The following is a 25,817-nucleotide window of genomic DNA, read 5'->3' as shown; positions in this document are numbered from 1 at the left end:
ATAGCTTTAAGAAAATGAATATCCATTCACTTTTCTTATTTTATATTATATGTAATTGCTTTCATTATGACAAATGATGTATTTTTCAGACTTGCTTTTAAACTAATTTCTTGACGAATTCAAAATAAAATTATATAGTTACTTACATAAAGTAACTATATAATTTTTAGGAGGTTCCTACTATTATGATGCCATCATTATTTTTAGCACATGGTTCGCCTATGCTCGCTATTCAAGATACAGACTATACACGATTTTTAAAAACACTTGGAGAAACATATAAACCGAAAGCAATTGTTATTTTCACTGCTCATTGGGAAAGTGAAGTATTAACGATTTCCTCATCAGATAACGAGTATGAAACAATTTATGATTTTGGAGGTTTTCCCCCTGAGTTATACGAAATCAAATATCGTGCGAAAGGCTCTTCTCATATTGCATCTATTTTAGAAACAAAATTTAAGAACAAAGGTATTTCAGTCCATCATAATATGACGAGAGGTTTAGATCATGGTTCATGGACACTCCTGCACCGCATGTATCCAGAAGCAAATATTCCTGTCGTGCAAATATCAGTCAATCCATTCCTTTCTGCAAAAGAACAATTTGAAATTGGAGAAGCACTTAAAGGACTCGGACAAGAAGATATTTTAGTAATCGGGAGTGGCGTTACCGTTCATAATTTACGAGCACTGAAATGGAATCAAACTACACCTAAAAAATGGGCAATTGAATTTGATGATTGGATTATTAAACATATGCAGAATAACGATAAAGATGCATTGTTTAATTGGGAGAAAAATGCTCCTCATGCACAATTAGCAGTACCAAGAGCAGAACATTTTGTTCCTTTATTTATCGCTATGGGAAGTGGTGAAAATAGCGGTGAAGTCATTCACCGTAGTTACGAGCTTGGTACATTAAGCTATCTATGTCTTAAATTTTAAAGAAAAGGATGAAGCATTCATTGCTTCATCCTTTTTTATTCACTTAGTTAACTAACTTCCAAACGTTGTTTCTCTGATACTTCTTCGTTCTTATTATGAAAATAAACCCAAATACACGCAATAAATAATAGTGAAGATGTAGAGAGGAAAACATATTGGAAACCTGCATGCGCTGCAATTTGTCCCCCGAGCACTGGACCAATCATATTTCCTAAAAACTGAAATGATTGATTATATCCAAATATTCGTCCCGTAACATGGGTTGGTGTATGTTGTTTTAGTAGAGTTTGTACGGAAGGTAATAATCCTGCTTGTGCGATACCTAATAAAAATCGAAGAATTAATAGTTGCCAAGCTGACGTTACAAATGCTTGCGGGATAAAAATAATTCCTGCAGCAAATAACGCTACAACTAACGTTTTTTGAGGACCGATATGATCTGATAATCTTCCTAGTCTTGGTGCTGCCAAAATAACTGCTAATCCTGTCGCTGACATAACTGCACCCGCAATTGTTTCAATATGTGCAGTATGAGGACCTACTAAATTTTTCACGTACAATGTAACAATTGGTTGAACTGACATATTAGCAAGTTGAATAATAAATGTTGTTACAAATAAACTAATAATTAAATGCTTCGCTGGGACCATCGTCCATACTTTTTTCGGCTGTGTTTTTTTTGCTTGAGCAGAGTGATTTTCTTCATGCAGGAAGAAAAAAACGATAAGAAAGGAAAGGAATAAAAAAGCTCCCGTAACAAGAAAGACATGACGCATTCCAATTAACTCAGACAAATAACCGCCAAGTAACGGGCCAAGTAACGAACCGCTCACACCACCAGTTGAAATTGTGGAAATCGCCCAACCTGAATGTTCTTTCGGAGTTTCTGCTGCAATAAATGTCATCGCTGTTGAAAGGAAACCAGATACTGCTCCCATTAAAAATCTTAGTGCGACTAGTTGATACACATCCGTTACAAACCCCATAAGCGTCATAATAATCGCCATACCGAGGCTAGCACGAATAAGCATCAATTTCCGTCCATGTATATCACCAAGCTTTCCCCATATTGGCGATACGATCGCACCCATTAAAAATGTTACACCAAATGCAAGTCCCGACCACTGTGCAATGCTTGAAGTGCCAGTTACTCCTAATTCCTCAATATAAAAAGATAAGAAAGGAATTACTAAACTCATACCGGCTGCAGTGGTAAAACAACCTAGCCAACAAATCATTAAATTCCGTTTCCAGCTGGCCATTTTCACACCTTCTTTCTTTAGATACCCATTCTACACCCTTTCTTGTAAAAAGTTTAGTAATTTGCTTTATATGCAAGATTTACTACAAAACCCGCTATTTTCTAGTAAAAAACACTACATCTCTACATCATTTTCATAATAAAACCAACTCCTCTATATGAAGTTGGTTACTTATTATCTATCGGTATTAAACGAGCATTACAATTTCTCTCGTAAAACTCAATGGGACCTGCTTGTCCAATAATCGCATATTCATATCCATCTTGCTTCATATTATATAAACAATGATGCAATAATTCTTTTCCTACACCTTTCACACGATTTTGTTTCGCTATGCCCATTGGACCAAACAAGCCTTTCTTTCCTCTCACTACATCGTAACAGGCGAAACCAACTATTACTTCCTCCTGCTGTGCAATATAGATAGGTAACTTTTCGTTATATGTCCGAAATCCATAATCAACCGACTGTAACCACCGTTCACCAAATTCATCCACTACAAATCGTGATAACTTATCAAAATCAGAAGGACTAACTCTTCTTACATGACAAAATAATGTATTATAAATAGATTTAAAACTATTTAAATCAACCGCTAAGTCTCTCGGTGCAGCTGTAATACGTAATATATCTTCTTGCATTTGTGTATGTATAAATCCACCAATATTTGTATCTACACGAAATAATGCATACATAACATGTCCTTCATTTACTACTACTTGCTGAAAGCGTTCCATACGTTTCTTCGCTATTTGTAAAATTTCTATCGCCTTATAAGATAGTTTATATTGCCCTATTTTTTTATACTCTTGATTATGTAAATCGAATTGTTTTCGTAACGAAAGTTTTTCTAAAAAATCTGGACCGACTTTGTGAAACAAATACATAAATAACTCAGCGCAAACTCCTGTACCTTCTTTACACATACCTATAAACAGATGGACTGGGTGAATTATGTTATACTCACTCTCTTTTGCTGCAATCTCCAATATTTTATGCACACGTTTTGTAAATTGAAATTCCTCCATATGTGTTTCCATCCTCTACTAATTTACTAACAAACCGTAACCATAAATAATTGAAACAATTACACCCACTACCAATATACCTGGAAGTAAATTTGCCACCTTGATTTTAATAATACTAAGCAAGTTCAATCCAATAGCAGATATCATAATGCCGCCCGTAGCCGTCATCTCCACTATAAATTTGTTCATTAATTCTTTCGGGACAAAACTATTAATTTGTGTTGCAAAAACTGCAATACCACCTTCATATAAAACAACTGGAATCGCCGAAAATACTACGCCAATTCCTAGAGTTGTCGTTAATATAATAGAAATAAATCCATCGATAATCGCCTTTGTAAATAAAATATCATGATTTCCGCGAATCCCACTGTCAAGTGCACCAAGTATCCCCATCGCGCCAATTGCAAAAATTAAAGTAGCTGTTACAAAACCTTCTGATATGCTACCTTTCCCTTTCGATCCAACTTTATTTTCTAGCCAATCCCCTAAATGTTTTAACTTTTCTTCTAATTGTAACCATTCTCCAATTACCGTACCAATCACTAAACTCAGTATGACAACAAGAAAGTTTTCACTTTTTAATGCCATTTGAAGCCCAAGCACAGTAACCGCTAAACCGATTGCGTGCATTATCGTCCCTTTCATACTTTCTGGAATCCTACTAAATAATTTACCAAGTAAAGTACCAAATATAATACAAATTCCATTTACAACTGCTCCTAATATAACCATTTCTCATTCTTCACCCTTCGAATTCTTTATTTCTATATTTTGGTTTATACATTGATTTACAGGTTATCTATATGTTAACTTAATATTGAGAATATTAACAAATGTTTTCCACTACATAACCCGCTATTTTTTGTAACTTTAATTACCTTTAATAGATTCAGTGTTAATTTAATTGCGGGATAATATTAAAAGGGAAGGTATATATGAAAACTTTACTAAAACGATTTTTGTTAATAGCCTTTTTCATTACACCGATTGTTTTATTAATCAATTACTCTTTTATTTCAAAAGCAAAAGACAAACCCGATTTGCAAAACAAATCTAGTAAAACCGCTTCAAAAAGCGAAAAGAAAATAGAAGACCAAGAAATCACACTCACCTTCTCTGGTGATACAATGTTTGATTGGCAATTACGTCCTATAATCGAAAAGAATGGGGCTGATTACCCATTCCAACATGTAAAAGAAGAAATAAAAAAAGCTGATATTTCTTTTGTGAATTTAGAGTCGGCATTTACAACGAAAGAAAAGAAAGCACCTGGGCAACTGTTTTGGATTAAAAGTGATCCATCTACACTACAAGCTATTAAAAACACTGGATATGACATCGTAAATATTGGGAATAACCACACACTTGATTATGGGCAAGATGGATTATTAGATACGATTTCTCACGTAGAAAAATTAAAGTTCCCTTACATTGGAGCCGGAAAAAATGCGAAAGATGCATATACAGCACGAGAAATGACCGTAAAAGGGAAAAAGTTTAAATTTCTTTCCTTCGTTCGATTTATGCCTGATTCTAATTGGGTAGCTGGTGAGAATAAACCTGGCGTTGCGAATGGCTATGATTTAAATCTTGTAACAAAAACAATTAAAGAGCAAAAACAAGATGCAGACTATTTAATCGTCTATATGCATTGGGGCGTTGAAAAATCAAATCGTCCGGTAGAATACCAAAAGCAATATGTACCTAAAATGGTTGAAGCAGGAGCTAACGCAATTGTCGGAAGCCATCCACATTGGTTACAAGGGTTTGAGTATTATAATAAAGTCCCTATCGCTTACTCATTAGGTAACTTTTTATTCCCGAGTTATGTGAATGGGAAAAGCGCTGAAACTGGCGTATTAACTTTAACTTTTAAAGGAAAGGATGTCCAAATGTCATTCAATCCTTATACCATTCGCAACAACCAAGTTTCCCCTGTAAATGAGGGAGAAAAGAAAAAAGCTCTTCAATATTTACAAACAATTTCAACTGATGTAGAAATTGATGATACAGGGAAAATAAAAAACAAACGAAACTAGACAGCTCGAGATCTATTTCTCTGTAATATACTTTACAGAATAGGTGATAAACATGCTGAAAGACTTATTAGAAAATGTAAGTTTGTTAGAAAACGTTTATAAAATGTCTATAGCAGTTCTACTTTTATGTTCCTTTTATTCTGTGAGACTATTTAAAAAAATAAAGCGAGAGAGAAATCTTACTCCTTTTGAATTTACAATGTATGTAATCATTCGTATTGCGATACTCTTTTGGTTAGCTAGCTTTATTCTTCTTGAATTTAATGAGTACCTAGTTTAACTATAAAAAAGATAGAACAAGCACTATATTCCCTCGCTTGTATCTATCTTTTTTATTTAGATGCTAACTCTTCCCTTCTATTAAATAAGCAAATCAAACAAAACAGGGTTTTTATTAAGCTCCATAAATTGAATATTATTTTCTTTAAAGCGAGTAATTAATTGCTCATAATCTCCTTTATGTTTTAATTCTACTCCGACTAATGCTGGACCATTTTCTTTATTATGTTTCTTAATATACTCAAAGCGCGTAATGTCATCTTCTGGTCCTAATCCTTTATCAAGAAATTCTCTTAGCGCACCTGAACGTTGCGGAAATTCAATGATAAAGTAATGTTTCAGTCCTTCATAAATGAGCGAACGCTCTTTCATTTCTTGCATTCTATCAATATCATTATTTCCACCACTTAGCGTACATACAACTGTTTTACCTTTTATTTCATCCCTGTATAAATCAAGTGCTGCAATAGAGAGTGCACCAGCCGGTTCAGCTACAATCGCATTTTTCTTATACAGTTCTAAAATCGTCGTACAAACTTTTCCCTCTGGTACTAAAACAATGTCATCAATTACATCTTTACAAGTTTCAAAAGTTAACTTTCCTACCTTTTTAACCGCTGCCCCATCAACAAAACTATCTATTTTCTCTAATGCGACATTATCATTTTGAAGAAAAGCCTCTTTCATAGATGCAGCTCCCATCGGTTCTACACCAATAACCTTTGTAGTAGGACTAACACCTTTTACATATGTACCAACACCTGATGCTAATCCACCACCACCGATTGCTGTAAAGATATAATCAACCGGTTTCTCCATATCATGCATAATTTCAACTGCCACTGTCCCTTGACCAGCAACGACATACGGATCATCAAACGGATGAACAAATGTCATTCTATTTTCTTCACAATAACACTGTGCTTCTTGGAAAGAGCTATCGAATGTATCACCAACTAATACAATCTCTGCGAAATCACCACCGAAAAATTGTACTTGTGATACTTTTTGTTTCGGTGTTGTTGTGGGCATAAATATTTTCGACGGAATCTTCAATAAATTACATGTATAAGCAACTCCTTGCGCATGATTACCAGCACTTGCACAAACAACACCGTTTTGTAACTTTTCTTTCGGTAAACTTTGAATCAAATTGTATGCACCACGAATTTTGAAAGAGCGAATTAATTGTAAGTCTTCTCGTTTTACATAAACGTCACAATCATATTTCTCAGATAAAACTGTATCACGTTGTAACGGTGTTTTAATAACGATATCTTTCATGCAATTATGAGCCATTAAGATATCTTCAATTTTCACTCTCTCCTTTACCTTTTGCACCATTATATATCATCCTTATCTCTTTTAAATTGGCTCAATCAAAATTTGGGATTTTCAGAACAGCCCCTGTATTCGCCGATGTTACCATTTGTGCATAACGTCCAAGCCAGCCAGTTTTCACTTTCGGTTCTGGTCGTTTCCATTCTTTTTTACGCTTTTCTAATTCCTCATCACTCACTCTTACTTCTAACAAACGTTCTTCAACATCAATACATACAATATCCCCTTGTTCAAGAAGTGCAATCATCCCGCCCGCTGCTGCTTCTGGTGAAATATGTCCTACTGAAATTCCACGTGAAGCTCCAGAGAAACGTCCATCCGTTAATAATGCAACCTCAGCACCTAATCCCATTCCAGCAATTGCTGATGTTGGTGCTAACATTTCTGGCATACCAGGGCCACCTCTTGGTCCTTCATAACGAATGACAACTACATCTCCTTTTTTCACTTTCCCAAGCATAATGCCAGCAAGTGCCTCATCTTGTGAATTAAAAATAACGCAAGGTCCTTCAAAACGCTTTACTTCTGTTGCACCGCTTTTAATAACCGCTCCATCTTTCGCAAGGTTGCCTTTTAATATACGCAATCCTCCTTCCTCACTATGAGGGTTTTCAAGAGAGTGAATAACTTCCTTATCTTTAATCTCTGCCTCAGCAATATTTTCTCTTAATGTTTGCCCCGTAGCAGTTATTCGATCAAGATGAAGTACTCCTTCTTTCCGGCTCATCTCTTTCAAAATTGCACTAATCCCGCCCGCACGATCAATATCTTCCATATGCCAATTGGAAGCAGGGCTTACTTTACATAAATGTGGTACACGTCTTGAAACGGCATCAATACGGTTCATATCGTAATCTAATCCAGCCTCTTGCGCGAGCGCCAATGTATGCAACACTGTATTTGTTGAACCGCCCATCGCCATATCAAGCGCAAACGCATCATCAATTGCTTCTTCCGTTACAATGTCTCTTGGTTTAATATCTCTTTCAATTAAAATTTTCAATTTCTCTGCTGCTTGTTTAATTAACTCTTCACGTCTTGGATCAATTGCTAAAATACTCCCGTTACCAGGAAGAGCTAAACCTAACACTTCACATAAACAATTCATAGAGTTCGCGGTAAACATACCCGAACAAGATCCACAAGATGGACAGCCATGATCTTCAATATCTTTTAATTCTTCTTCTGAAATTTTCCCAGATTGATAAGCTCCTACTCCTTCAAAAACGGAACTCAGATCAACAACTTCTCCTTTAGATGTTTTTCCTGCTGCCATCGGGCCGCCTGAAACAAACACAGTCGGAATATTAATACGTAGTGCAGCCATCATCATACCTGGTGTAATTTTGTCACAGTTTGGGATACAAATCATGCCGTCAAACCAGTGTGCATTTACAACCGTTTCTACTGAATCTGCAATTATTTCACGACTCGGAAGAGAATAACGCATACCAATATGCCCCATCGCAATACCATCGTCAACTCCAATTGTATTGAATTCGAATGGTACCATACCTGCCGCACGAACTGCCTCTTTTACAAGTTTCCCAAACTCGTTCAAGTGTTTATGCCCTGGAATAATTTCAATAAAAGAATTACAAATCGCTATAAAAGGTTTATCAAAATCTTCATCTTTCAAACCAGTTGCTTTTAATAAACTACGGTGCGGCGCTTTATCAAAACCTTTTTTAATCATGTCACTTCTCATCTTGTCAAATCCCCTCTTACATATTTTTCATTTATACTCTCTTACTCTATTTCTTTACTAATTCTTTCGGTGCATGAATCCAACTCATCATTTCACGAAGCTCTGCTCCCACTTTTTCTAATTGATGATTTTGCTCTGCTTTTTTCATTGCGTTATACGTCGGACGCCCTGCTTGATTTTCTAAAATCCATTTCTTCGCAAATTCACCTTGCTGAATTTCTGTCAAAACACGCTTCATTTCCTTCTTCGTTTCATCTGTAACAATTCTCGATCCTGTTACATAATCTCCAAACTCTGCCGTATCTGAAATAGAATGGCGCATAGTCGTTAATCCACCTTCGTACATTAAGTCAACAATTAGCTTTAATTCATGCAAACATTCAAAGTATGCAATTTCAGGGCGATATCCACCTTCCGTTAACGTTTCGAACCCGGCCTTCACAAGTGCAGTTACCCCGCCGCAAAGTACAGCTTGCTCACCGAATAAATCCGTTTCGGTTTCTTCTTGGAATGTCGTTTCAATTACACCCGCCCGTGTACAACCTACACCTTTTGCATACGCTAATGCTACATGTAGCGCTGTTCCCGTCGCATCTTGATGCACTGCGACTAATGCCGGAACACCATTTCCTTCTTGGAATACACGGCGAACGAGATGTCCTGGACTTTTTGGTGCGACCATCGCTACATCTACGTAACTTGGCGGATTAATTTGTCCGAAGTGAATGTTAAATCCATGTGAGAAAAGTAACATTTGTCCTTCACGAAGATTCTCTTCTACCTCTGCTTTATACACATGAGCTTGCTGTTCATCTGGCAATAACATTTGTACAACTTGTGCGGTTCGAACCGCTTCTGAAACAGACATTACTTCAAATCCATCCGCTTTCGCTACTTCATACGACTTACCAGGACGAACACCAACTACAACCTCTACACCAGAATCACGTAAATTTTGTGCTTGCGCATGACCTTGTGATCCATAACCAACTACTGCAACAGTTTTTCCTTGTAATAACTCTACATTTGCATCTTTTTCATAATATGTTTTCATATTCCATACACTCCTTATAATTTATTTACTTGCAGAACATCAATTAATTTTTTCAACTGACTAACAAGTAATGTCGCTTCATTTTCAGTACAAACTGCTGTGAGTTTCATTTCAGAAACACCACTAGTATCTCTTTCTTTTAAATGTAAAGAAGAAATATAATAACCACGCCGAGCAAAAATCCCACTTATACGTAATAAGACGCTTGGCTCGTTATGAATAACGAGTGAAAAAGTATGACTCATTCTTCCCACCTCTTCATAATCATTTCGTTATTCCCTTTGTTTGGCGGAACCATCGGAAATACGTTTTCACCTTCTTCTACACAAAAATCAACTACGACAGGACCTTCATGAGCAAATGCTTCTAACATCACTTGTTTTGCCTCGGTTGAATTTGTTGCTCTTAATCCCTTTACTCCATAAGCTTCTGCTACTTTCACAAAATCTGGTGATCCAATTTTTGATTCTGATAAACGATTTTCATAAAACATTTCTTGCCATTGCCTTACCATCCCTAAAAATTTGTTATTTATGATAAATACTTTTACAGGGATGTTATTTTCAGCAATTGTTTGTAGTTCTTGAATGTTCATTTGAAAAGAAGCGTCACCTGCAATACAAATGACAAGTTCTTCTTTTTTAGCTAGCTGAGCACCAATTGCCGCTGGAAAACCAAACCCCATTGTTCCTAATCCTCCAGAGGTAAGGAACGTCCGAGGTTTTCTTGCTTTATAGAAGTGAGCAGCCCACATTTGATGCTGACCTACTTCTGTTGTGACAATCGCTTCACCATTCGTTAATTCACTTACTAAGTTGATCACATGCTGTGGTTTTAACTCAGATTCTTTTTGCTTATAAGAAAGTGGATATTCTTCTTTCCATGTCTTTACTTTCTGAAGCCATTCGTCTGTTTGTGTATAAATAGACATATGTAACAGCATGTGTAACGCTTTTTTTACATCACCAACAATCGGATGTTCTACAGTTACATTTTTATGAAACTCAGAAGAATCAATATCAATATGTACTTTTTTCGAGTTTGGAGAAAAAAGTTCTAATTTTCCTGTTACACGATCATCGAAGCGAACACCTAATGCAAGTAGTAAATCACATTCTGTTACCGCCATATTAGCAGCGTATGTCCCATGCATACCAAGCATCCCTAGAAACAATGAATCATCCGGTGGATATGCACCAAGTCCCATTAAAGTTGAAACGACTGGAATACGGTTCTCCCTTGCGAATTCTAAGAGTTCATCGGATCCACCTGAATGAATGACACCTCCTCCAATATAAAGAAGTGGACGCTTAGATTTTGAAATTGCTTTAGCCACCTCTCTAAGTTTCATGCTGTCTGGTACAAGTTCTGGTTTGTACCCCGGAATATCAACTTCTTCATTAAAGAAACTGGTGACTTTTGCATTTTGAACATCTTTTGGAATATCAATTAATACTGGTCCCGGGCGCCCGCTTTTGGCGATGTAAAAAGCTTCTTGCACAATTCGTGATACATGATTCACATCACGAACCTGGTAATTATGCTTCGTAACAGGTACTGTAATTCCGACAACATCCGCTTCTTGAAATCCATCTTTACCAATTAAAGGCGTTGCAACTTGCCCGGTAATGACAACTAAAGGAATCGAATCCATATAAGCGTCTGCTAAACCCGTAACTAAATTTGTCGCCCCTGGGCCAGAGGTAGCAAAGACTACCCCGACCTTTCCAGAAGCTCTCGCATATCCTTCAGCCGCATGAATAGCAGCTTGTTCATGACGAGTTAAAACATGTTTCAAACCACTTTCGTATAAAGCATCGTATATTGGCAAGATTGCTCCGCCCGGATAGCCGAAAACGGTCGTTACACCTAATCTCTTTAAACATTGAATCACATGCCCAGCGCCTGTCATTTCTTCATACTGTAATTTCTCATACGCTGTATACTGCTGCTTCATTTCCATTAACTCCTCTCCTTATTTACGCTAAGCTTTCCGTCAGCCCGGGAACACGTACTCCTCTTTCTCTCGTTAATTTTTTAAATTCTTCGGTCAATTGTTTCGTTACACTTCCTGGTTTCCCATCTCCAATTTCTCTGGAATCAACTTTTACAACTGGAATTAACTCCGCTGCTGTTCCTGTTAAAAATACTTCATCCGCTACATATACATCATGGCGAGTGAACGGTCTTTCCTCACACGGAATACTCAGTCGCTCACATAGCTCGATAACACTATTTCTCGTAATACCTTCTAATGCTCCTAAATAGGATGGCGGGGTTAATACTTTTCCATCTTTCACAACGAAAACATTATCACCAGAACCTTCACAAACATATCCTTGTTGATTTAACATAAGAGCCTCTAACACTCCTGCTTGTGCTGCTTCAATTTTTACAAGTACGTTATTTAAATAATTCATTGACTTAATACGTGGATCTAACGCATCTGGCGTATTACGTCTTGATGCAACAGATACAACGCTTAGCCCATTATCATAAAATTCTTGTGGGAATAACTTTAATTGTTCTGCAATGATAATTACGCTCGGCTTCACACAACTTCTCGGATCGAGCCCTAAGTCACCTTTTCCTCTTGAGACAATTAAGCGAATGTAAGCATCAGTATATTCGTTTTTTTGGAGTGTATGTAAAACTGCTTCTTCCATTTCTTCTACCGTCATTGGAATTGTTAGTAAAATAGATTTCGCTGATTCATACAATCGTTTCACATGTTCTTTTAAACAAAATACATTTCCTCCGTAACTACGAATCCCTTCAAATACACCGTCTCCGTATAAAAAACCGTGATCATATACTGAAACAACTGCCTTTTCTTTTTCTACAAATTCCCCATTCATGTAAATGTACTGGTTTCCCATCTCACATCGCTCCTCTTTTTTTCTCTATTTTTTGCAATCTATTTCTACATCGATTGCTGAGATGAGTATTTTTAACAGAATATTCAGTATATAAACCTTAAAAATATACTCGTCTCAACAATCGATTACTTACATACTTGTAGCAATCCATTGCTGAGACGAGGGAATCGTGGTACCACTCAGCTTCCTTATACTTCTCACGAAATATAAGCTCTGCAAGTCCAATTAGACTTTTGTTTTTCTATCGGGAACAACCCCGCTACTTTTTACTAGTTTTCAAAAGTAGTGCTCCAAGGTGATTTTCAATGAGTGAATTGTTACCACCCTCACAGCCTCGGGGCAGCTCTCTGAAACAATCTTTATCATTTACTCTCCTCTTCTACGCATTCTCTTCTTCTATTTTTAAAAATAAAAACTCTCGCCTCAGCAATCAACTACTACAATTTAGTAGCTTTGATTGCTGAGGCGAGAGTTTCGCGTTACCACTCAGCTTCCTTATACTTCTCACGAAATATAAGCTTTGTAGGTCCAATCAGACCTCCGTCCTTTTACCGGAGACGATGCCGCCGCCCTCTACTCAGTTTCCCTTTCGCAAGCGATGCTCCGAGGTGATCTTCAATGATTCGATTGTTACTACCCTCACAGCCTTGGAGTAGCTCTCTGAAACGATCATAATCATCTACTTTCCTCTTCTTTGCATATACAACATATAAAGTTAGAAAATTCTTAATTAACTTTTATTTGTTACACGTATTATAGGACGTTGTTCTTTTCATTGTCAATATGTTTTTTCAAAAAAATCAAAATTCATTCTATTTATTTTTTCTCAAATCAAAATTGGAATGCATTACTTACATACACTCATATATTACTTAAGTATGTTTGCATTACTACATAAAGAAAAGCTTATAAAGTTTATGAGGAGATGAGGAAACTATGTTAAAAGGGAAAGTAGCGTTAGTTACAGGAGCAAGCCGAGGAATTGGACGAGCGATCGCTAAACGTTTAGCAAATGACGGTGCATTGGTTGCTGTTCATTACGGTAGTCGAAAAGATGACGCTGAAGAAACTGTTCATGAAATTCGATCAGATGGTGGCCAAGCTTTTTCTATCGGCGCAAATCTAGAATCCTTACACGGTGTAGAAAACCTTTATAACGCTTTAGATACTGAATTACAAAAGCGCACTGGTGAAACACAATTTGATATTTTAATAAACAATGCTGGCATTGGTCCTGGTGCTTTTATTGAAGAAACGACTGAACAGTTTTTTGATAGAATGGTTTCAGTAAATGCAAAAGCTCCATTCTTTATCATTCAACTAGCACTACCACGTTTACGTGACAATAGCCGAATTATTAATATTTCATCCGCTGCCACCCGCATTTCTTTACCTGATTTTGTTGCATATAGTATGACGAAAGGCGCTATTAATACAATGACTTTTACGCTAGCAAAACAGCTTGGAGCACGAGGAATAACGGTGAATGCAATACTTCCAGGATTTATTAAAACAGATATGAATGCAGAACTCTTGAGCGACCCAATGATGAAGCAGTACGCTACTACTATTTCCGCTTTCAATCGCTTAGGTGAAGTAGAGGACATTGCCGATACTGCTGCATTTCTTGCTTCTCCAGACAGCCGCTGGGTTACTGGACAATTAATTGATGTGAGCGGAGGATCTTGTTTATAAAAAACATATATTTTCAAATCTTTTTTATTGCGCAATAAAACAATTTATATAATACTATATAAAACATATACATTTAGGAGGATTACAGCAATGTCCGAAAAAACATACGAACTCGCAACCTTCGCAGGCGGTTGCTTTTGGTGCATGGTAAAACCATTTGATGAACTTCCTGGTATTCATAAAGTACTTTCTGGCTATGCAGGAGGTCATGTAGAAAATCCAACATATGAACAAGTAAAAGCTGGAACATCTGGACATTTAGAAGTTGTTCAAATTACATTCGATCCTTCTATTTTTCCTTATCAGAAATTACTAGACTTATATTGGCCACAAATCGATCCAACTGACGATGGCGGACAATTTTTTGACCGTGGTCCATCTTATCGTACCGCTATTTTTTACCATAACGAAACACAAAAAGGGCTTGCTGAAAAATCAAAACAAGCTCTTGCAGAAAGCGGTATGTTTAAAGATCCAATCGTGACTGAAATTCGTCCTGCTGCACCTTTTTACGAAGCAGAGGAATACCACCAACATTTCTATAAAAAGAATCCAGAGAAATATGCTACTGAGCAAAAAGAATCTGGGCGTGAAGACTTTATAAAAGAAAATTGGCAAAAAAAATAATAAAAACGCATCGTGCGTTTTTAGTACGTTGCGTTTTTAGTACGTTGCGTTTTTATTTTTGATAAAAGTACCATACAATTAACAGAACAATTGCTGTTAGTGACCAAAGTATTATCTCGTTTTTCACTCTATTCTTTTTCTTAGTCATTTCATTCCCTCCTAATAACTATTAAACATATTCAATTTTTTCTTTGTTTAATTGTCCATCTTATATACGTGAATACATCCTTACAAATTCTAATAGCAAGACCACCAATAATTCCGATTGCAATGGAAATTACTAGCATCTGTCCAAAACTAAAAGAATTTGTGTACATTATGTAGAGAACGATACATATAAGTAAAACATCCGGTAAAGAAAGTAAAAACCTTTTAAGCATTCCTTTATCTCCTCTATACTTTTTAATTTATATCTTCTACTGTAATTTTGAAATAAAATTTGTTCAAAAATTCCATTTACACCCTCATTTTATGAAAAATAATAAGAATCCCTTTTCAAAAGAGATTCTTATTCAGCAGATTTAAGTTTAATTATTTTCTACATATCCTATTCCATAATTACTCCTAAAATAGAATAATATTACTAATGATTTATTGTAAATTGACTATTTGCCAGGTAACCGAATGTCGCGCCAGCTAACTACATCGCATTGGCCAAATTCATTATTACCTACCGCGATCACCGTGCCGTCTGATTTTAGTCCGACTGTATGTGCACAACCAGCCGCTATCGCTACAATATCTCTCCAATCACTTACGTTACATTGACCATACTCATTCCAACCCACTGCCACCACGGTACCGTTTGATTTAAGTCCGATTGTATGATTCGTACCAGCCGCTATTGCTACAATATCTCGCCAGCCACTTACATCACACTGGTTATGTTTATCATTCCCCACTGCTGTCACCGTACCGTCTCGTTTAAGACCAACAGTATGAAGATACCCAGCCTTGACCGCTACAATACCTCGCCAGCTACTTACATTGCATTGACCATATCGATTATTCCCCACAGTCGTCAATGTGCCGTCCAATTTAAGACCGACTGTATGCCAGTCACCCGCTGTGACTGCCACAATACCTTGCCAACTGCTTACATTGCATTCTCCTTCTTTATTTCGGCCCACCGCTACTACCGTGCCATCCGATTTCAGGCCAATAGTACGACGCCACCCTGCCGCAACCGCTACAATATTATGCCAATCGTTTACATCACATTGTTCATGCTTATTCCAACCCACTGCTACCGCAGTACTGTCACATGTAAGACCGATTGTATGAGCATTACCCGTGTTCGTTGCCATATGAACATTGCCCACTGCGACTGCTTCAATATCTCGCCAGCCACTTACATTACATTCCCCTTCTTTATTCCGGCCCACCGCTACTACCGTGCCATCCGATTTCAGGCCAACTGTATGACAACGCCCCGCCGCTATCATATCTTTGGGCCATCGCTTCACTTTTTCTTTCGATAAAAGGTAATCCATGTTTTACCTCCTTGCATATAAGCAACTGTATCATAATAGATATTTTTATCAAATTTCATTATAAATCTACATTTACAAAGAAAGCTTATTGTACTTCTTCAAAAAATAAAAACCTCCAGTTTAAATACTAGAGGTTTTCTCGTTATTTCTTCAAGCGTTCAATAAAATCGTTCAATTTATCTAGCGATTTCATATTCTGATTGCAAGCTACACCATCTTTGCAAATGTAGTTTCCCTTTTTAACGAAAGTTCCTGGTACATCGCCTTTAATTTCAACTAAAAACATTCCTACTTCTTCATGTCCATGACATAACGAACAAATGCTTTTTTTATTTAAACTTTGGAACGTTCCTTGCAGACCAACAAATTTATTTTTATCATTTTTCGCTATAATAAATTTCCTGCTTGACCCCTTATCAATCCAGCTTAAATAAGATATTTCTTTCATATCCATTTCTTCCATATCAGGAAGTTTTAACTTTTTCGCTTTAGGAAATAATTTTTTTAATGTTTGTGCTGTAACTTCTTGAAACGGAATTACATACGGATTTATTTTCATTAAAAATGATTCTGCATCTTCTCTATTTTGAACTGTTAATACCGTATCAATTAACTCTTTCTGTTCATCCGTTAAATTCTCAAATACATGTATTATCTTTTCAATCGCAAGCGATTTTAACGCTTGAATTACACCTCTATCATTTGCCGTTGCATGCCCGTTTGCTAAAATATAAGCTTGTGATTTTATAAAATTATATTGATCACTTCTAATAAACGCTTCCATCTTTATCACTCCATACAAATTGTTGATCTAGTTTTATTGTATACAATGATTACATTTTTTGATATGTAAAAGATAACTTAGAAACAAACATTACATATATCACTTATTCTCTACCGCTGCATTTCCTGACAAAAGAAGCCATCATCTGTTTTCCATTCCGCATATAATACGTCTTCAAATTTAGTAATTCCTTTTTGCTTTATTTGTTTATAAAGCCATCCTTCATCAAATCCCGCTTCCCTCAAATTATCCTTAACTACTTTTCCATCACTAATTAATGAAATTGGTAAGTATACAGGCTTATGTTTTAAACTTAAATCATTTATAGTAGGAGATTCGTATTTACTTTTTTTCAGAACGCTTATGTTTCCGTTCGGTTCCAATATCATATATTCAACTTCTCGGATTGAAAATATATCTTTTTGTTGCCTAAGCATTTGTTGTAATTGGTTTATATCCAAATGATTTACGCTTAATTGTTCACGATCAATCTTTCCGTTACGAATAATAATTGAAGGATACCCTTCAAAAAACCTTCTTGTTCCTCTTACTTTTTGTGTTATCACTTCTATAGTATAAATTAAAATTACCCAAACAAATACTGAATATAAAATAGACCATACTTTAATTTTAGGATCATATATTGAATTTCCAACGAGCTCACCTAGGACGATTGCAGAAATAAAATCAAATGGCGTTAGCTGAGATATTTGTGTTTTCCCTAATATTTTTGTAGCAATTAATAGAACAAAAAAACCAACTAAAAGCTCTATCGTTATTTGTCCAATATGATTCATATATGTTCACCTTTCTACTTTTCAAGTGCTCTGTATACCATTTAGTAAAAAAACGGCACATTTTTTCTATTATCATGCCCGTTCACACCTCATATATCCAATACATATAAAACAAAAAGAGTCTGATTCAAAGTAATATATGAATCAGACTCTTTTCCTCTTATTTAGAATACACAATCTTTTTAATCGTTTCCCCAGAAAGAAAATATTCTTCTGCAAGTTGATGAATAGCAATCCCACTTTTAAACGCTTCTTTAATTGCTTTATTTCTTTCATCTAGTTGTTTTCTTCCGCCAGATCGTGTACCCCATTTATAATGTTTCGTTTCTTGTTTCGGAATGTAAATTGTTTCACCTTGTATATACTTTTGAATTTCAGTAATTAAACTCTCTGGTAAAACAGCATTAGCTTTTACGTATTTCATTTCTGCTCGCCCCTTATTTTTTATGGTTCATTTCAATAAGGTGCAAAGCCAAATATAAAAAATGATACGAGCTCATATAGGCGATTGTATATTACTTGTCTACCTCACGCAAAGTATCGCCATTTCCATACTTGGCTTTGCATGAGACGTTGCAGTGTCTGGCAATTGAATTATAATCGCCATATAAACACCTCCTAATATACCTTTTGCATTTTATTATATGATAAATTCCTTCTCCTTGCATCCACACCCTTCTTAAAGCACGAAATTACTTAGTTTGATATAATACTTTTTAACTGAATTAAAAATCATTGTGAGGTTACATTATGAAGAAAAAAATTATCATTACAATCGTTACACTATTCTTTATTATCACGGCATTATTCGGAACATACAAATTGATGAACGCAAGAAGCTTTCAATTATTTGGAGATTTAACACAACGCGTAGAAACAAATGAAAAAGTGATTGCTTTAACTTTTGATGATGGCCCTACTAACAATGTAAAACAAATATTACCGCTACTAGATAAATACAACGCTAAAGCTACTTTCTTTTTAATTGGAAATGAATTAGAGCAAAATTTATCGTTAGGAGAAGCTATCGCGCAATCTGGACACCAACTTGGAAACCATACATATTCTCATAATAGAATGGTTTTCAAAACACCTTCTTTTATTAAAGATGAAATAGAAAAAACGAATTCATTAATCCGCCAAACAGGATTTACAGACGAAATTGATTTTAGGCCCCCTAACGGTAAGAAGTTAATAGGGCTGCCATATTATTTAAATAAAAACAATATCGAAACAATCACATGGGATCTTGAGCCCGATACTTTTTATAAATCTGCGGCTGATAAAATTAAATACGTTAATAAAAATGTAAAACCAGGTTCTATCATTTTACTGCACTCTATGTATGATGAGTCTAATGAAAATTTACAAACGATTGAAGGTATTTTAGATTCTTTATCTAAGAAGGGCTATCAGTTCGTAACAGTAAATGAATTGCAAAAAAGAGCAAAATAAAAAGGTAGCGTATCTTTGTATGATACGCTACCTTTCTTTTTATATAATGCCAAGTACATTTAAGAATACGATAATAATCGCAATTGGTGCGATATAACGTAGTAAGAATAACCATAATACGAATAGTTTATAACCTTTATTTTTACTTACACCTAGCTCTTTCATTAATACATCTTTCTTCATTTTTAAAGGAACAAAGATAGAAACTAATAATACACCAAGTGGCATTAATACGTTACTTACTGCATAGTCCGCTAAATCAAAGACTGTCTTCCCGAAAATCTTCAGATCACTTAATATACCGAATGATAATGCTGATGGTACCCCAACAACGAAGATTAATAACCCTACGATTAAGGCCATTTTTTCACGTTTCCCTTTACCTTTTGATGTTAACGATGCAACACTAATTTCTAACATCGAAATTGCTGATGTAATCGTAGCGAAGAAGAATAGTAATAAGAAAACGATGAAGAATAATTTTCCGAATGCCATTTTACTGAAAATAGCTGGCAATACGATAAATAATAGTCCTGGTCCTTGAGATGGTTCCATCCCAAATGCGAACACAACTGGGAAAATTGCAAGTCCTGCAAGTAATGTAATAACAAGAGTTAAGGCTACGATAGAAAATGCTGAACGTGGTAAGCTTTCTTCTTTCGGTAAGTATGAGCTATACGTTACCATAACGGCTACCCCAACAGATAATGAGAAGAACGATTGCCCCATTGCGTATAAAATGACTTCTGATGTTACATGTGAGAAATCAGGTTGTAAGAAGAAACGAACGCCTTCTCCAGCACCATCTAACGTAAGTGCACGAACGATTAATACAAAGAATAAAACGAATAGTGCTGGCATGAAATATTTATTTACTTTTTCAACACCATTTTGTACACCTTTACTTACGATGAAAATAGTAATAAGGATGAATAATAGCTGTGATCCAACTGCTAAATATGGATTGGAAATGATTTCACCAAACGTAGCTTCGTATGCTCCATTTCCTTCCCATAGTCTACCTGTAATTGCATTCCATAAATATAATAAAATCCAGCCTCCTACAACACTGTAGAAAGAAAGTAATATGAAACATGTTACAATTCCTAATTTACCTAACCAAGGCCATAACGTTTTAGGAGCAATCTCTCTATATGCATCGACAGCCTCTTTTTGTGTACTTCTTCCAATAACAAATTCAGCTAATAATAGCGGTAAACCAATTAATAATGTGAAACCGATGAAAATTAGGAAGAACGCTCCGCCTCCTCCAATGCCGGCCATATATGGGAATTTCCAAATCGCCCCAAGACCAATTGCCGAACCTGCTGCAGCTAATACGAAACCTAATTTCGATGTCCATTGCTGTGAATTCATTTGTTAATCTCCTCTCTATCTCTTTTTCTTTGTTACAATTCGGTATTTATATTGTTCTATCAATACTCTTTTCTAATACGTTCACTTCCTCCCTAATAATAAAAAAACGCCCCTACGTAAATACGTAGGGACGACAAAATTATCGCGGTACCACCCTAGTTGTGAAGAACACTAAGAAACCACCTAAATAAAAACGCCCCTACGCAAAAACGTAGGGACGATAAAATATCGCGGTACCACCCTAGTTATGAAGCCACACCAAAGTTAGGACCTAAATAAAAAACGTCCCTACGTAAATACGTAGGGACGATAAATATCGCGGTACCACCCTAGTTGTGAAAAAATCTTCACCACTTTATTTGATAACGGTATAAACTACCGTCTTTCATTTCCTCAAAATATGAGATTTATGAAAGATGCTCCAGGACGAACTTCACGAATAATCTATATACTGATTCACACCAACCATCAGCTCTCTGAAATAGGGAGATATTCACTACTATACCCTTTCATTGCCCAAATATTATTTTCCGAATTGATTACTATCATTTTTATCACACATTAAAAATAGTGTCAACTTATATTTCGAATTTTTATGTATTACAATCTATTTAAAAATTCGAAATATAAGTTTTAGTTTAGAAAACAAGTAGCTTAGTACATAACGAATTCTAACAGGCAATAGAAAAAGAATTACGTATTATTGATACTTATTCAATAATACAAATCATCTAGAAACATAACCTGTCTCTCTGTATTCATTTTTTAAGAGTTTGATGGATACCAAGAAAATTTCGCATCACTATCCAGTGGTCTATTTTTCGTTTCTTCTTTACTTACACGAAACCATTCATTTAGAATTTGAGTTTTGGGCAATTGAGCAGCAAGGCTATCTTCCCAAATTACATGTGAGAACCAGGCTTTCGTTTCCCATTCAAACTGCAATTGTGCGAACGAAATTATAGGGTGATCAGCTCCACGAAATTGCTCATTTACTGCATTTGAAACTTCTGGAGCTTGCGGTAACAACTCGTTCTGAATTCTATTTCTTATCGTCTCATTTTCTAGCTGATCCCAGAAATACAATTGCCCATTTATTTGATAAAAAATATCAAATGAAGCCTCACCTTTCTTCAAATTCAATAACACGAAGGCACGTTCCACATCATTGTCAGCCGCTTTTACAGCATTAACAATTATATTTTGTGCCATTGATACCCAGTAACTAGTCGCTTCCTCTACCGGTGATTCAACATACAATTCTTCACTTAATTCATGAAGAGTAGCTTCTTGCTCATTTACTTTTTCAACTTTTTTAAAAAACCTATTAAAAAACCCCATAACTTCCCCCTTATTACTATTTTCTATTCCACAAAATAAAAAATAGATTTTTCTTGCTCATCCACATTTACTCCTGGCGCGTATGTATGAACTTGTTGCAACACTTCTTCTATTAGCAACTCTAACTCCTGCACACTTTTTTCTGGATTCCCTATTAATGTGTCCACCATACGTTCATATAATTTTTCAGGTTTAATAGTCATTCGTTCCACATTATTAGGCATCCATTTAAACGCTGGATGATGTACGTACATTTTATTCAAACCAAATAAAACACCGAATATGTTCCTTTGTACTTCGCAAATAACGTCATAAAGCATAAGCCAATCTTTCCGTTTTAAAAGCGCCTTTCGATTGTGCCAACGATTACTTAACCATAGATTTTCTGAAATCATCCGTTTTGCTAGTTCATCTGGATATGCCGCTACTTTTTCTTTTAATTCATTCACTTTCCCTTCTCCATACAAACTAACACCATCATGAATGGATGATACAATACATTGTTTTTCATAACTTATATCATATTGATCCACCACATCCGAAATCACTTTCTCTACTGTCTCTGTTAAAAAGTTACTAATCTCTAATTTAATTCCCTCTTTCGTTAAATACGTTTCCGACCATTCTTCTTCCTCATACGGATGATACGATAATATTGTCCCATCAATATGATGAATAGGGGCCCTACGATCCTCATCTTCTGGCGGTGTTGACCATAAAATATGTAATTCTATATCTGAATGTTCATCTTCAAGCTTTCTAGCTACTGAACCCGCTAAAATAATAGCTTCTACTTTCGGATTTTTCCTATAAATCTCTGAAATCTCTATCGCTTTCTCTTTTAATCCCATTTCATTTCCCCCTAAAATTGCAGTAATCCCCTATATTTCATTTATCTATTTCGATATTACAGCTTGCATTACCTTTTCAAATTCCTACTTAATCATATTTCTATCCAATAGCGCTGAATAACTTCACCAGTACGAGAAGAAACTACTTCATTTTCTAACACACCTCCAACCTTTTGAATCGTTTTAGCAGAACCGATATTGGATTTATCGCAAGTTATTAATACTTTCTGCAATCCTAATTTTTGCGCTTCAGCTAATGCAAGTTGTAGTTGTTTCGTAGCGTAACCGTGGCGACGTTTATTCGGATGGACACTATATCCAATATGACCGCTTTCCCGTAATAATTCTGGATTTAATCTATGTCTAATATTCACAAAACCTATAAGTTCCCCTTTTTCAAAACTTAAAAACTGACTAGATGGCACTCGATTAGCTAGTAAATTTTCTCCTAGTTCTTGTTTACTCACTTTTTCAAACCATTCATCAAGAGAATCAAAGTTTTGTAAAGAACTACTTCCATTTGGTTGTTCCCCTGAGTGTAAAAACGCTTGTCTATACGCCGTAATATGCTCACTATATTCATGGATTGGTTTTAATAGTTTCATTGTTCTTCTCCCCCTCTTCATTCCATAAAACAAACACCTTAATAGCAGCTACTCACTATTAAGGTGTTTCTATCCTTTTTATTCAAATAACCCCATGCTTAAATAACGTTCACCTGTATCAGGCGCAATACATAAAACTTTTTTACCAACGCCTAGGCGTTTCGCTATCATGATTGCAGCGTAAACAGATGCTCCAGAAGATGGCCCAACTAATAATCCTTCTTGTCTAGCTAAGTTTCTCATTGTCGTTAAAGCCTCTTCATCTGCAATTTGAATAATTTCGTTATACACTTCTGTATTTAAGTTTTTCGGAATAAATCCTGGGCTTGTTCCTACTAGTTTATGAGGACCTGGTACACCACCGGATAAAACGGGAGATCCTTTCGGTTCCACTACTGCAATATATAAGTTTGGCAATTTCTCTTTTAACGTTTCACCAGTCCCTGTAATCGTTCCGCCTGTTCCTGCCGTTGCAACAAAAGCATCAAGCTCTCCATCCATTTGTTCATAAATTTCAAGTGCAGTCGTATAACGGTGAATATTCGGATTAGCTGGATTTTCAAATTGTTGCGGGATAAAACTATTAGGTATTTGTTTTTGCAGTTCTAACGCCTTCACAATTGCTCCTGGCATTCTTTGTTCTGCTGGTGTTAAAACTACTTCTGCTCCGTATGCTTTCAATAAATTAATACGCTCTTTTGACATATTATCTGGCATAATTAAAATCGCTTTATACCCTTTAGCTGCTGCATTCATCGCTAAACCAATCCCTGTATTCCCGCTTGTCGGTTCAATAATTGTATCTCCTGGTTTGATGAGACCATTTTCTTCTGCAACGTGAAGTAAATTATAAGCAGCACGGTCTTTCACACTGCGCGATGGATTAAACATTTCTAGTTTCACATACACATCTGCTGCGTCTTCCGGAATAAATTTAGATAATCGGACGACAGGTGTATCTCCTATTAATTCCGTAACGTTTTCACACAATTTCATAGCGCATCCCCTATTCTATCGTTTTCTTATCACTTGGCAGTAACCATGAAGTGAGTCCAATTAATGGTAGACAACTACATAATAGCATAATAAATTGCAGGCTATATATATCTGCTAATTTCCCAAGAACTACAGCACCTAATGCTCCAAGTCCAAATGCAAGACCTACGATTAATCCTGACACCATTCCCACTTTTCCAGGCACAAGCTCTTGTGCATATACAACAATTACACTAAAACTACTTGAACTAATAAAACCGATACATAAAAATAACGGTACGACCCACACAAGTGAGACATGTGGTAATAACAGTGCAAGTGGCGCTGAACCTAACATTGAAAATACGATGATATTTTTCTTACCAAATCGATCTGCTAACGGTCCTCCGAAGAAAGTGCCTAACACACCAGCAATCATAAATGCGAATACGAAATACTGGGCATTTTTTATAGATAAACCGTAATGCTCTATTAAGTAAAATTGATAGAAATTCCCGATACCAGCACCGTACCAAGAGCGTACAAAAGTAAGAAAAACAAGAAGTATAATAACGAATTTAATGTGTGTACTTACAATTGCATTTTCCGCCTCAAGTGCAGCCCTCTTCTTCCTTCTTACAGCACCGGTTGCTAATTCATTTTTGTACCAATTCGATACGAAAATTAATAATGCAATTCCTACTGCTGCAAATGCTGTAAAACCTAATGAACCAATTTGACCGAGTGGAACGAAAATTAGCGCTGTAAAAATAGGAGCTAGAGAATTCCCCGTGTTTCCCCCAACTTGATAAATTGCTTGCGCTAACCCTCGTTTTGCACCTGCCGCCATATACGCAACACGAGCGCCTTCTGGATGAAAGACTGCGGAACCTAAACCAATAAATAAAACAGAAATAATAACAATAATAAAGTTTGGTGCAAACGCGAGTCCAATCATTCCAAGCATACTTGAAAACATGCCGAGTGGTAATAAAAATGGTGACGGCTTCTTATCTGAATACATACCAAACACCGGTTGCATAATCGATGACGTCATATTTAATGCAAACGCAATCCACCCTACTTGCATATAGGATAAATTCATCGTTTTTTCCAAAATAGGAAACAACGCCGGCACAACTGCTTGCATCGAATCATTTAAAAAATGCCCAAAGCTAATCGCAAATAAAATTCGATATATTGTCGGTGTTTCTACAGTTTTTTTGTGTGAAACTGCCTGCATATGTGAATCTCCCCTTTCTGTACAAAATATATAT

At 36.0% G+C, this 25,817-nt stretch carries 26 protein-coding genes and 2 other annotated features; of the genes, 6 read left to right on the top strand and 20 right to left on the bottom strand.

Annotation, left to right across the window (positions count from 1 at the left end):
* The first annotated feature begins 185 nt into the window (after positions 1-185).
* The gene (locus ACTFRU_RS12270) at positions 186-947 is read left to right on the top strand and encodes a DODA-type extradiol aromatic ring-opening family dioxygenase (RefSeq protein ID WP_290102311.1); all 762 of its coding nucleotides are present in this window, start codon (positions 186-188) and stop codon (positions 945-947) included.
* A gap of 47 nt (positions 948-994) precedes the next feature.
* Here ACTFRU_RS12270 and ACTFRU_RS12265 read toward each other — a convergent pair whose 3' ends face one another.
* The 3 genes from ACTFRU_RS12265 to ACTFRU_RS12255 all read right to left on the bottom strand — a co-directional run bounded on the left by ACTFRU_RS12265 (position 995) and on the right by ACTFRU_RS12255 (position 3,972).
* Complete coding sequence (locus tag ACTFRU_RS12265) at positions 995-2,209, bottom strand: multidrug efflux MFS transporter (RefSeq protein ID WP_000179302.1); 1,215 nt, start codon at positions 2,207-2,209, stop codon at positions 995-997.
* 167 nt (positions 2,210-2,376) lie between these two features.
* Positions 2,377-3,237, bottom strand: a complete 861-nt coding sequence (locus ACTFRU_RS12260) for a GNAT family N-acetyltransferase (RefSeq protein ID WP_000390854.1) — start codon at positions 3,235-3,237, stop codon at positions 2,377-2,379.
* A gap of 18 nt (positions 3,238-3,255) precedes the next feature.
* On the bottom strand, positions 3,256-3,972 hold the full coding sequence (locus tag ACTFRU_RS12255; protein ID WP_113304305.1) for a DUF554 domain-containing protein: 717 nt from the start codon (positions 3,970-3,972) through the stop codon (positions 3,256-3,258).
* Positions 3,973-4,175: 203 nt separating this feature from the next.
* Here ACTFRU_RS12255 and ACTFRU_RS12250 point away from each other — a divergent pair, with 203 nt between their 5' ends.
* Together ACTFRU_RS12250 and ACTFRU_RS12245 are read left to right on the top strand one after the other, a co-directional pair.
* Positions 4,176-5,279 carry a CapA family protein gene (locus ACTFRU_RS12250; protein ID WP_000854540.1) on the top strand — a complete coding sequence of 368 codons (1,104 nt, stop codon included), beginning with the start codon at positions 4,176-4,178 and terminating at the stop codon, positions 5,277-5,279.
* Positions 5,280-5,331: 52 nt separating this feature from the next.
* Positions 5,332-5,559: a hypothetical protein gene (locus tag ACTFRU_RS12245; RefSeq protein WP_000910233.1), complete on the top strand. Its 228-nt coding sequence runs from the start codon at positions 5,332-5,334 to the stop codon at positions 5,557-5,559.
* A gap of 80 nt (positions 5,560-5,639) precedes the next feature.
* Here the strand turns inward: ACTFRU_RS12245 and ilvA are convergent, their stop codons facing one another.
* The 6 genes from ilvA to ilvE are packed head-to-tail and all read right to left on the bottom strand — an operon-like array spanning position 5,640 to position 12,540.
* Entirely contained in the window at positions 5,640-6,902 is a 1,263-nt protein-coding gene (gene ilvA, locus ACTFRU_RS12240) for a threonine ammonia-lyase IlvA (RefSeq protein WP_046392610.1), read from the bottom strand.
* A 31-nt stretch (positions 6,903-6,933) separates the two neighbouring features.
* Entirely contained in the window at positions 6,934-8,607 is a 1,674-nt protein-coding gene (gene ilvD / locus ACTFRU_RS12235; RefSeq protein WP_001255815.1) for a dihydroxy-acid dehydratase, read from the bottom strand.
* 46 nt (positions 8,608-8,653) lie between these two features.
* Positions 8,654-9,661, bottom strand: coding sequence for a ketol-acid reductoisomerase (gene ilvC / locus ACTFRU_RS12230; protein WP_000861143.1), 1,008 nt, complete (start codon positions 9,659-9,661; stop codon positions 8,654-8,656).
* Positions 9,662-9,675: 14 nt separating this feature from the next.
* Positions 9,676-9,906, bottom strand: coding sequence for an ACT domain-containing protein (locus ACTFRU_RS12225; protein ID WP_000019909.1), 231 nt, complete (start codon positions 9,904-9,906; stop codon positions 9,676-9,678).
* Positions 9,903-11,618, bottom strand: coding sequence for an acetolactate synthase large subunit (ilvB, locus tag ACTFRU_RS12220; RefSeq protein WP_290102310.1), 1,716 nt, complete (start codon positions 11,616-11,618; stop codon positions 9,903-9,905). Before ilvB ends, ACTFRU_RS12225 begins: the two co-directional genes overlap by 4 nt.
* 22 nt (positions 11,619-11,640) lie before the next feature.
* Complete coding sequence (gene ilvE / locus ACTFRU_RS12215) at positions 11,641-12,540, bottom strand: branched-chain-amino-acid transaminase (RefSeq protein ID WP_000528161.1); 900 nt, start codon at positions 12,538-12,540, stop codon at positions 11,641-11,643.
* A 151-nt stretch (positions 12,541-12,691) separates the two neighbouring features.
* Positions 12,692-12,931 (bottom strand) — a binding site (T-box leader).
* A gap of 545 nt (positions 12,932-13,476) precedes the next feature.
* Between ilvE and ACTFRU_RS12210 the strand changes: the two genes are divergently transcribed.
* Together ACTFRU_RS12210 and msrA are read left to right on the top strand one after the other, a co-directional pair.
* Positions 13,477-14,235 (top strand): SDR family oxidoreductase, encoded by a 759-nt coding sequence (locus ACTFRU_RS12210; protein ID WP_000911822.1) that lies wholly within the window; start codon positions 13,477-13,479, stop codon positions 14,233-14,235.
* A 90-nt stretch (positions 14,236-14,325) separates the two neighbouring features.
* On the top strand, positions 14,326-14,862 hold the full coding sequence (msrA, locus tag ACTFRU_RS12205) for a peptide-methionine (S)-S-oxide reductase MsrA (RefSeq protein WP_001291883.1): 537 nt from the start codon (positions 14,326-14,328) through the stop codon (positions 14,860-14,862).
* A 179-nt stretch (positions 14,863-15,041) separates the two neighbouring features.
* On the opposite strand, the gene ACTFRU_RS12200 is transcribed toward msrA, so the two are convergent.
* The 5 genes from ACTFRU_RS12200 to ACTFRU_RS12180 all read right to left on the bottom strand — a co-directional run bounded on the left by ACTFRU_RS12200 (position 15,042) and on the right by ACTFRU_RS12180 (position 18,360).
* The gene (locus tag ACTFRU_RS12200) at positions 15,042-15,242 is read right to left on the bottom strand and encodes a hypothetical protein (RefSeq protein WP_000919314.1); all 201 of its coding nucleotides are present in this window, start codon (positions 15,240-15,242) and stop codon (positions 15,042-15,044) included.
* 225 nt (positions 15,243-15,467) lie between these two features.
* Positions 15,468-16,355, bottom strand: a complete 888-nt coding sequence (locus ACTFRU_RS12195) for an RCC1 domain-containing protein (protein ID WP_000385092.1) — start codon at positions 16,353-16,355, stop codon at positions 15,468-15,470.
* 142 nt (positions 16,356-16,497) lie between these two features.
* On the bottom strand, positions 16,498-17,139 hold the full coding sequence (locus ACTFRU_RS12190; RefSeq protein ID WP_000387074.1) for a FusB/FusC family EF-G-binding protein: 642 nt from the start codon (positions 17,137-17,139) through the stop codon (positions 16,498-16,500).
* A gap of 110 nt (positions 17,140-17,249) precedes the next feature.
* Positions 17,250-17,936: a DUF421 domain-containing protein gene (locus ACTFRU_RS12185; protein WP_001015543.1), complete on the bottom strand. Its 687-nt coding sequence runs from the start codon at positions 17,934-17,936 to the stop codon at positions 17,250-17,252.
* Between the two features lie 160 nt (positions 17,937-18,096).
* Positions 18,097-18,360: a CD3324 family protein gene (locus tag ACTFRU_RS12180; RefSeq protein ID WP_000878325.1), complete on the bottom strand. Its 264-nt coding sequence runs from the start codon at positions 18,358-18,360 to the stop codon at positions 18,097-18,099.
* 326 nt (positions 18,361-18,686) lie between these two features.
* On the opposite strand from ACTFRU_RS12180, the gene ACTFRU_RS12175 reads away from it, so the two are divergent.
* The gene (locus ACTFRU_RS12175) at positions 18,687-19,391 is read left to right on the top strand and encodes a polysaccharide deacetylase family protein (protein WP_000726858.1); all 705 of its coding nucleotides are present in this window, start codon (positions 18,687-18,689) and stop codon (positions 19,389-19,391) included.
* Between the two features lie 39 nt (positions 19,392-19,430).
* On the opposite strand, the gene ACTFRU_RS12170 is transcribed toward ACTFRU_RS12175, so the two are convergent.
* From ACTFRU_RS12170 to ACTFRU_RS12145, 6 genes are all read right to left on the bottom strand, one after another.
* The gene (locus ACTFRU_RS12170; protein WP_001088187.1) at positions 19,431-20,768 is read right to left on the bottom strand and encodes a sodium-dependent transporter; all 1,338 of its coding nucleotides are present in this window, start codon (positions 20,766-20,768) and stop codon (positions 19,431-19,433) included.
* A 299-nt stretch (positions 20,769-21,067) separates the two neighbouring features.
* Positions 21,068-21,290 (bottom strand) — a binding site (T-box leader).
* A gap of 243 nt (positions 21,291-21,533) precedes the next feature.
* Positions 21,534-22,109 (bottom strand): hypothetical protein, encoded by a 576-nt coding sequence (locus tag ACTFRU_RS12165; protein ID WP_290102308.1) that lies wholly within the window; start codon positions 22,107-22,109, stop codon positions 21,534-21,536.
* Positions 22,110-22,132: 23 nt separating this feature from the next.
* A complete protein-coding gene (locus tag ACTFRU_RS12160; protein WP_440037665.1) occupies positions 22,133-22,960 on the bottom strand; it encodes a DUF4037 domain-containing protein in 828 nt (275 codons plus the stop codon).
* A gap of 92 nt (positions 22,961-23,052) precedes the next feature.
* Positions 23,053-23,565, bottom strand: a complete 513-nt coding sequence (locus tag ACTFRU_RS12155; protein ID WP_025710145.1) for a GNAT family N-acetyltransferase — start codon at positions 23,563-23,565, stop codon at positions 23,053-23,055.
* A gap of 78 nt (positions 23,566-23,643) precedes the next feature.
* A complete protein-coding gene (gene cysK / locus ACTFRU_RS12150) occupies positions 23,644-24,561 on the bottom strand; it encodes a cysteine synthase A (RefSeq protein ID WP_000762283.1) in 918 nt (305 codons plus the stop codon).
* A 10-nt stretch (positions 24,562-24,571) separates the two neighbouring features.
* A complete protein-coding gene (locus tag ACTFRU_RS12145) occupies positions 24,572-25,783 on the bottom strand; it encodes an MFS transporter (RefSeq protein ID WP_001149398.1) in 1,212 nt (403 codons plus the stop codon).
* Positions 25,784-25,817: the final 34 nt, after the last annotated feature.

Origin of the sequence: Bacillus cereus group sp. MYBK220-1 (assembly GCF_051916445.1) — a bacterium.
GTDB classification, from domain to species: Bacteria; Bacillota; Bacilli; order Bacillales; family Bacillaceae_G; genus Bacillus_A; species Bacillus_A cereus.
The sequence above is the reverse complement of the archived record's forward strand: the minus strand, read 5'-3'. Positions and strand labels throughout refer to the sequence as shown.

Coding starts and splice junctions, on each gene's coding strand:
- ACTFRU_RS12270 (WP_290102311.1), top strand. CDS start 186: ATGATGCCATCATTATTTTTAGCACATGGTTCGCCTATGCTCGCTATT.
- ACTFRU_RS12265 (WP_000179302.1), bottom strand. CDS start 2,209: ATGGCCAGCTGGAAACGGAATTTAATGATTTGTTGGCTAGGTTGTTTT.
- ACTFRU_RS12260 (WP_000390854.1), bottom strand. CDS start 3,237: ATGGAGGAATTTCAATTTACAAAACGTGTGCATAAAATATTGGAGATT.
- ACTFRU_RS12255 (WP_113304305.1), bottom strand. CDS start 3,972: ATGGTTATATTAGGAGCAGTTGTAAATGGAATTTGTATTATATTTGGT.
- ACTFRU_RS12250 (WP_000854540.1), top strand. CDS start 4,176: ATGAAAACTTTACTAAAACGATTTTTGTTAATAGCCTTTTTCATTACA.
- ACTFRU_RS12245 (WP_000910233.1), top strand. CDS start 5,332: ATGCTGAAAGACTTATTAGAAAATGTAAGTTTGTTAGAAAACGTTTAT.
- ilvA (WP_046392610.1), bottom strand. CDS start 6,902: ATGGTGCAAAAGGTAAAGGAGAGAGTGAAAATTGAAGATATCTTAATG.
- ilvD (WP_001255815.1), bottom strand. CDS start 8,607: ATGAGAAGTGACATGATTAAAAAAGGTTTTGATAAAGCGCCGCACCGT.
- ilvC (WP_000861143.1), bottom strand. CDS start 9,661: ATGAAAACATATTATGAAAAAGATGCAAATGTAGAGTTATTACAAGGA.
- ACTFRU_RS12225 (WP_000019909.1), bottom strand. CDS start 9,906: ATGAGTCATACTTTTTCACTCGTTATTCATAACGAGCCAAGCGTCTTA.
- ilvB (WP_290102310.1), bottom strand. CDS start 11,618: ATGAAGCAGCAGTATACAGCGTATGAGAAATTACAGTATGAAGAAATG.
- ilvE (WP_000528161.1), bottom strand. CDS start 12,540: ATGGGAAACCAGTACATTTACATGAATGGGGAATTTGTAGAAAAAGAA.
- ACTFRU_RS12210 (WP_000911822.1), top strand. CDS start 13,477: ATGTTAAAAGGGAAAGTAGCGTTAGTTACAGGAGCAAGCCGAGGAATT.
- msrA (WP_001291883.1), top strand. CDS start 14,326: ATGTCCGAAAAAACATACGAACTCGCAACCTTCGCAGGCGGTTGCTTT.
- ACTFRU_RS12200 (WP_000919314.1), bottom strand. CDS start 15,242: ATGCTTAAAAGGTTTTTACTTTCTTTACCGGATGTTTTACTTATATGT.
- ACTFRU_RS12195 (WP_000385092.1), bottom strand. CDS start 16,355: ATGGATTACCTTTTATCGAAAGAAAAAGTGAAGCGATGGCCCAAAGAT.
- ACTFRU_RS12190 (WP_000387074.1), bottom strand. CDS start 17,139: ATGGAAGCGTTTATTAGAAGTGATCAATATAATTTTATAAAATCACAA.
- ACTFRU_RS12185 (WP_001015543.1), bottom strand. CDS start 17,936: ATGAATCATATTGGACAAATAACGATAGAGCTTTTAGTTGGTTTTTTT.
- ACTFRU_RS12180 (WP_000878325.1), bottom strand. CDS start 18,360: ATGAAATACGTAAAAGCTAATGCTGTTTTACCAGAGAGTTTAATTACT.
- ACTFRU_RS12175 (WP_000726858.1), top strand. CDS start 18,687: ATGAAGAAAAAAATTATCATTACAATCGTTACACTATTCTTTATTATC.
- ACTFRU_RS12170 (WP_001088187.1), bottom strand. CDS start 20,768: ATGAATTCACAGCAATGGACATCGAAATTAGGTTTCGTATTAGCTGCA.
- ACTFRU_RS12165 (WP_290102308.1), bottom strand. CDS start 22,109: ATGGGGTTTTTTAATAGGTTTTTTAAAAAAGTTGAAAAAGTAAATGAG.
- ACTFRU_RS12160 (WP_440037665.1), bottom strand. CDS start 22,960: ATGGGATTAAAAGAGAAAGCGATAGAGATTTCAGAGATTTATAGGAAA.
- ACTFRU_RS12155 (WP_025710145.1), bottom strand. CDS start 23,565: ATGAAACTATTAAAACCAATCCATGAATATAGTGAGCATATTACGGCG.
- cysK (WP_000762283.1), bottom strand. CDS start 24,561: ATGAAATTGTGTGAAAACGTTACGGAATTAATAGGAGATACACCTGTC.
- ACTFRU_RS12145 (WP_001149398.1), bottom strand. CDS start 25,783: ATGCAGGCAGTTTCACACAAAAAAACTGTAGAAACACCGACAATATAT.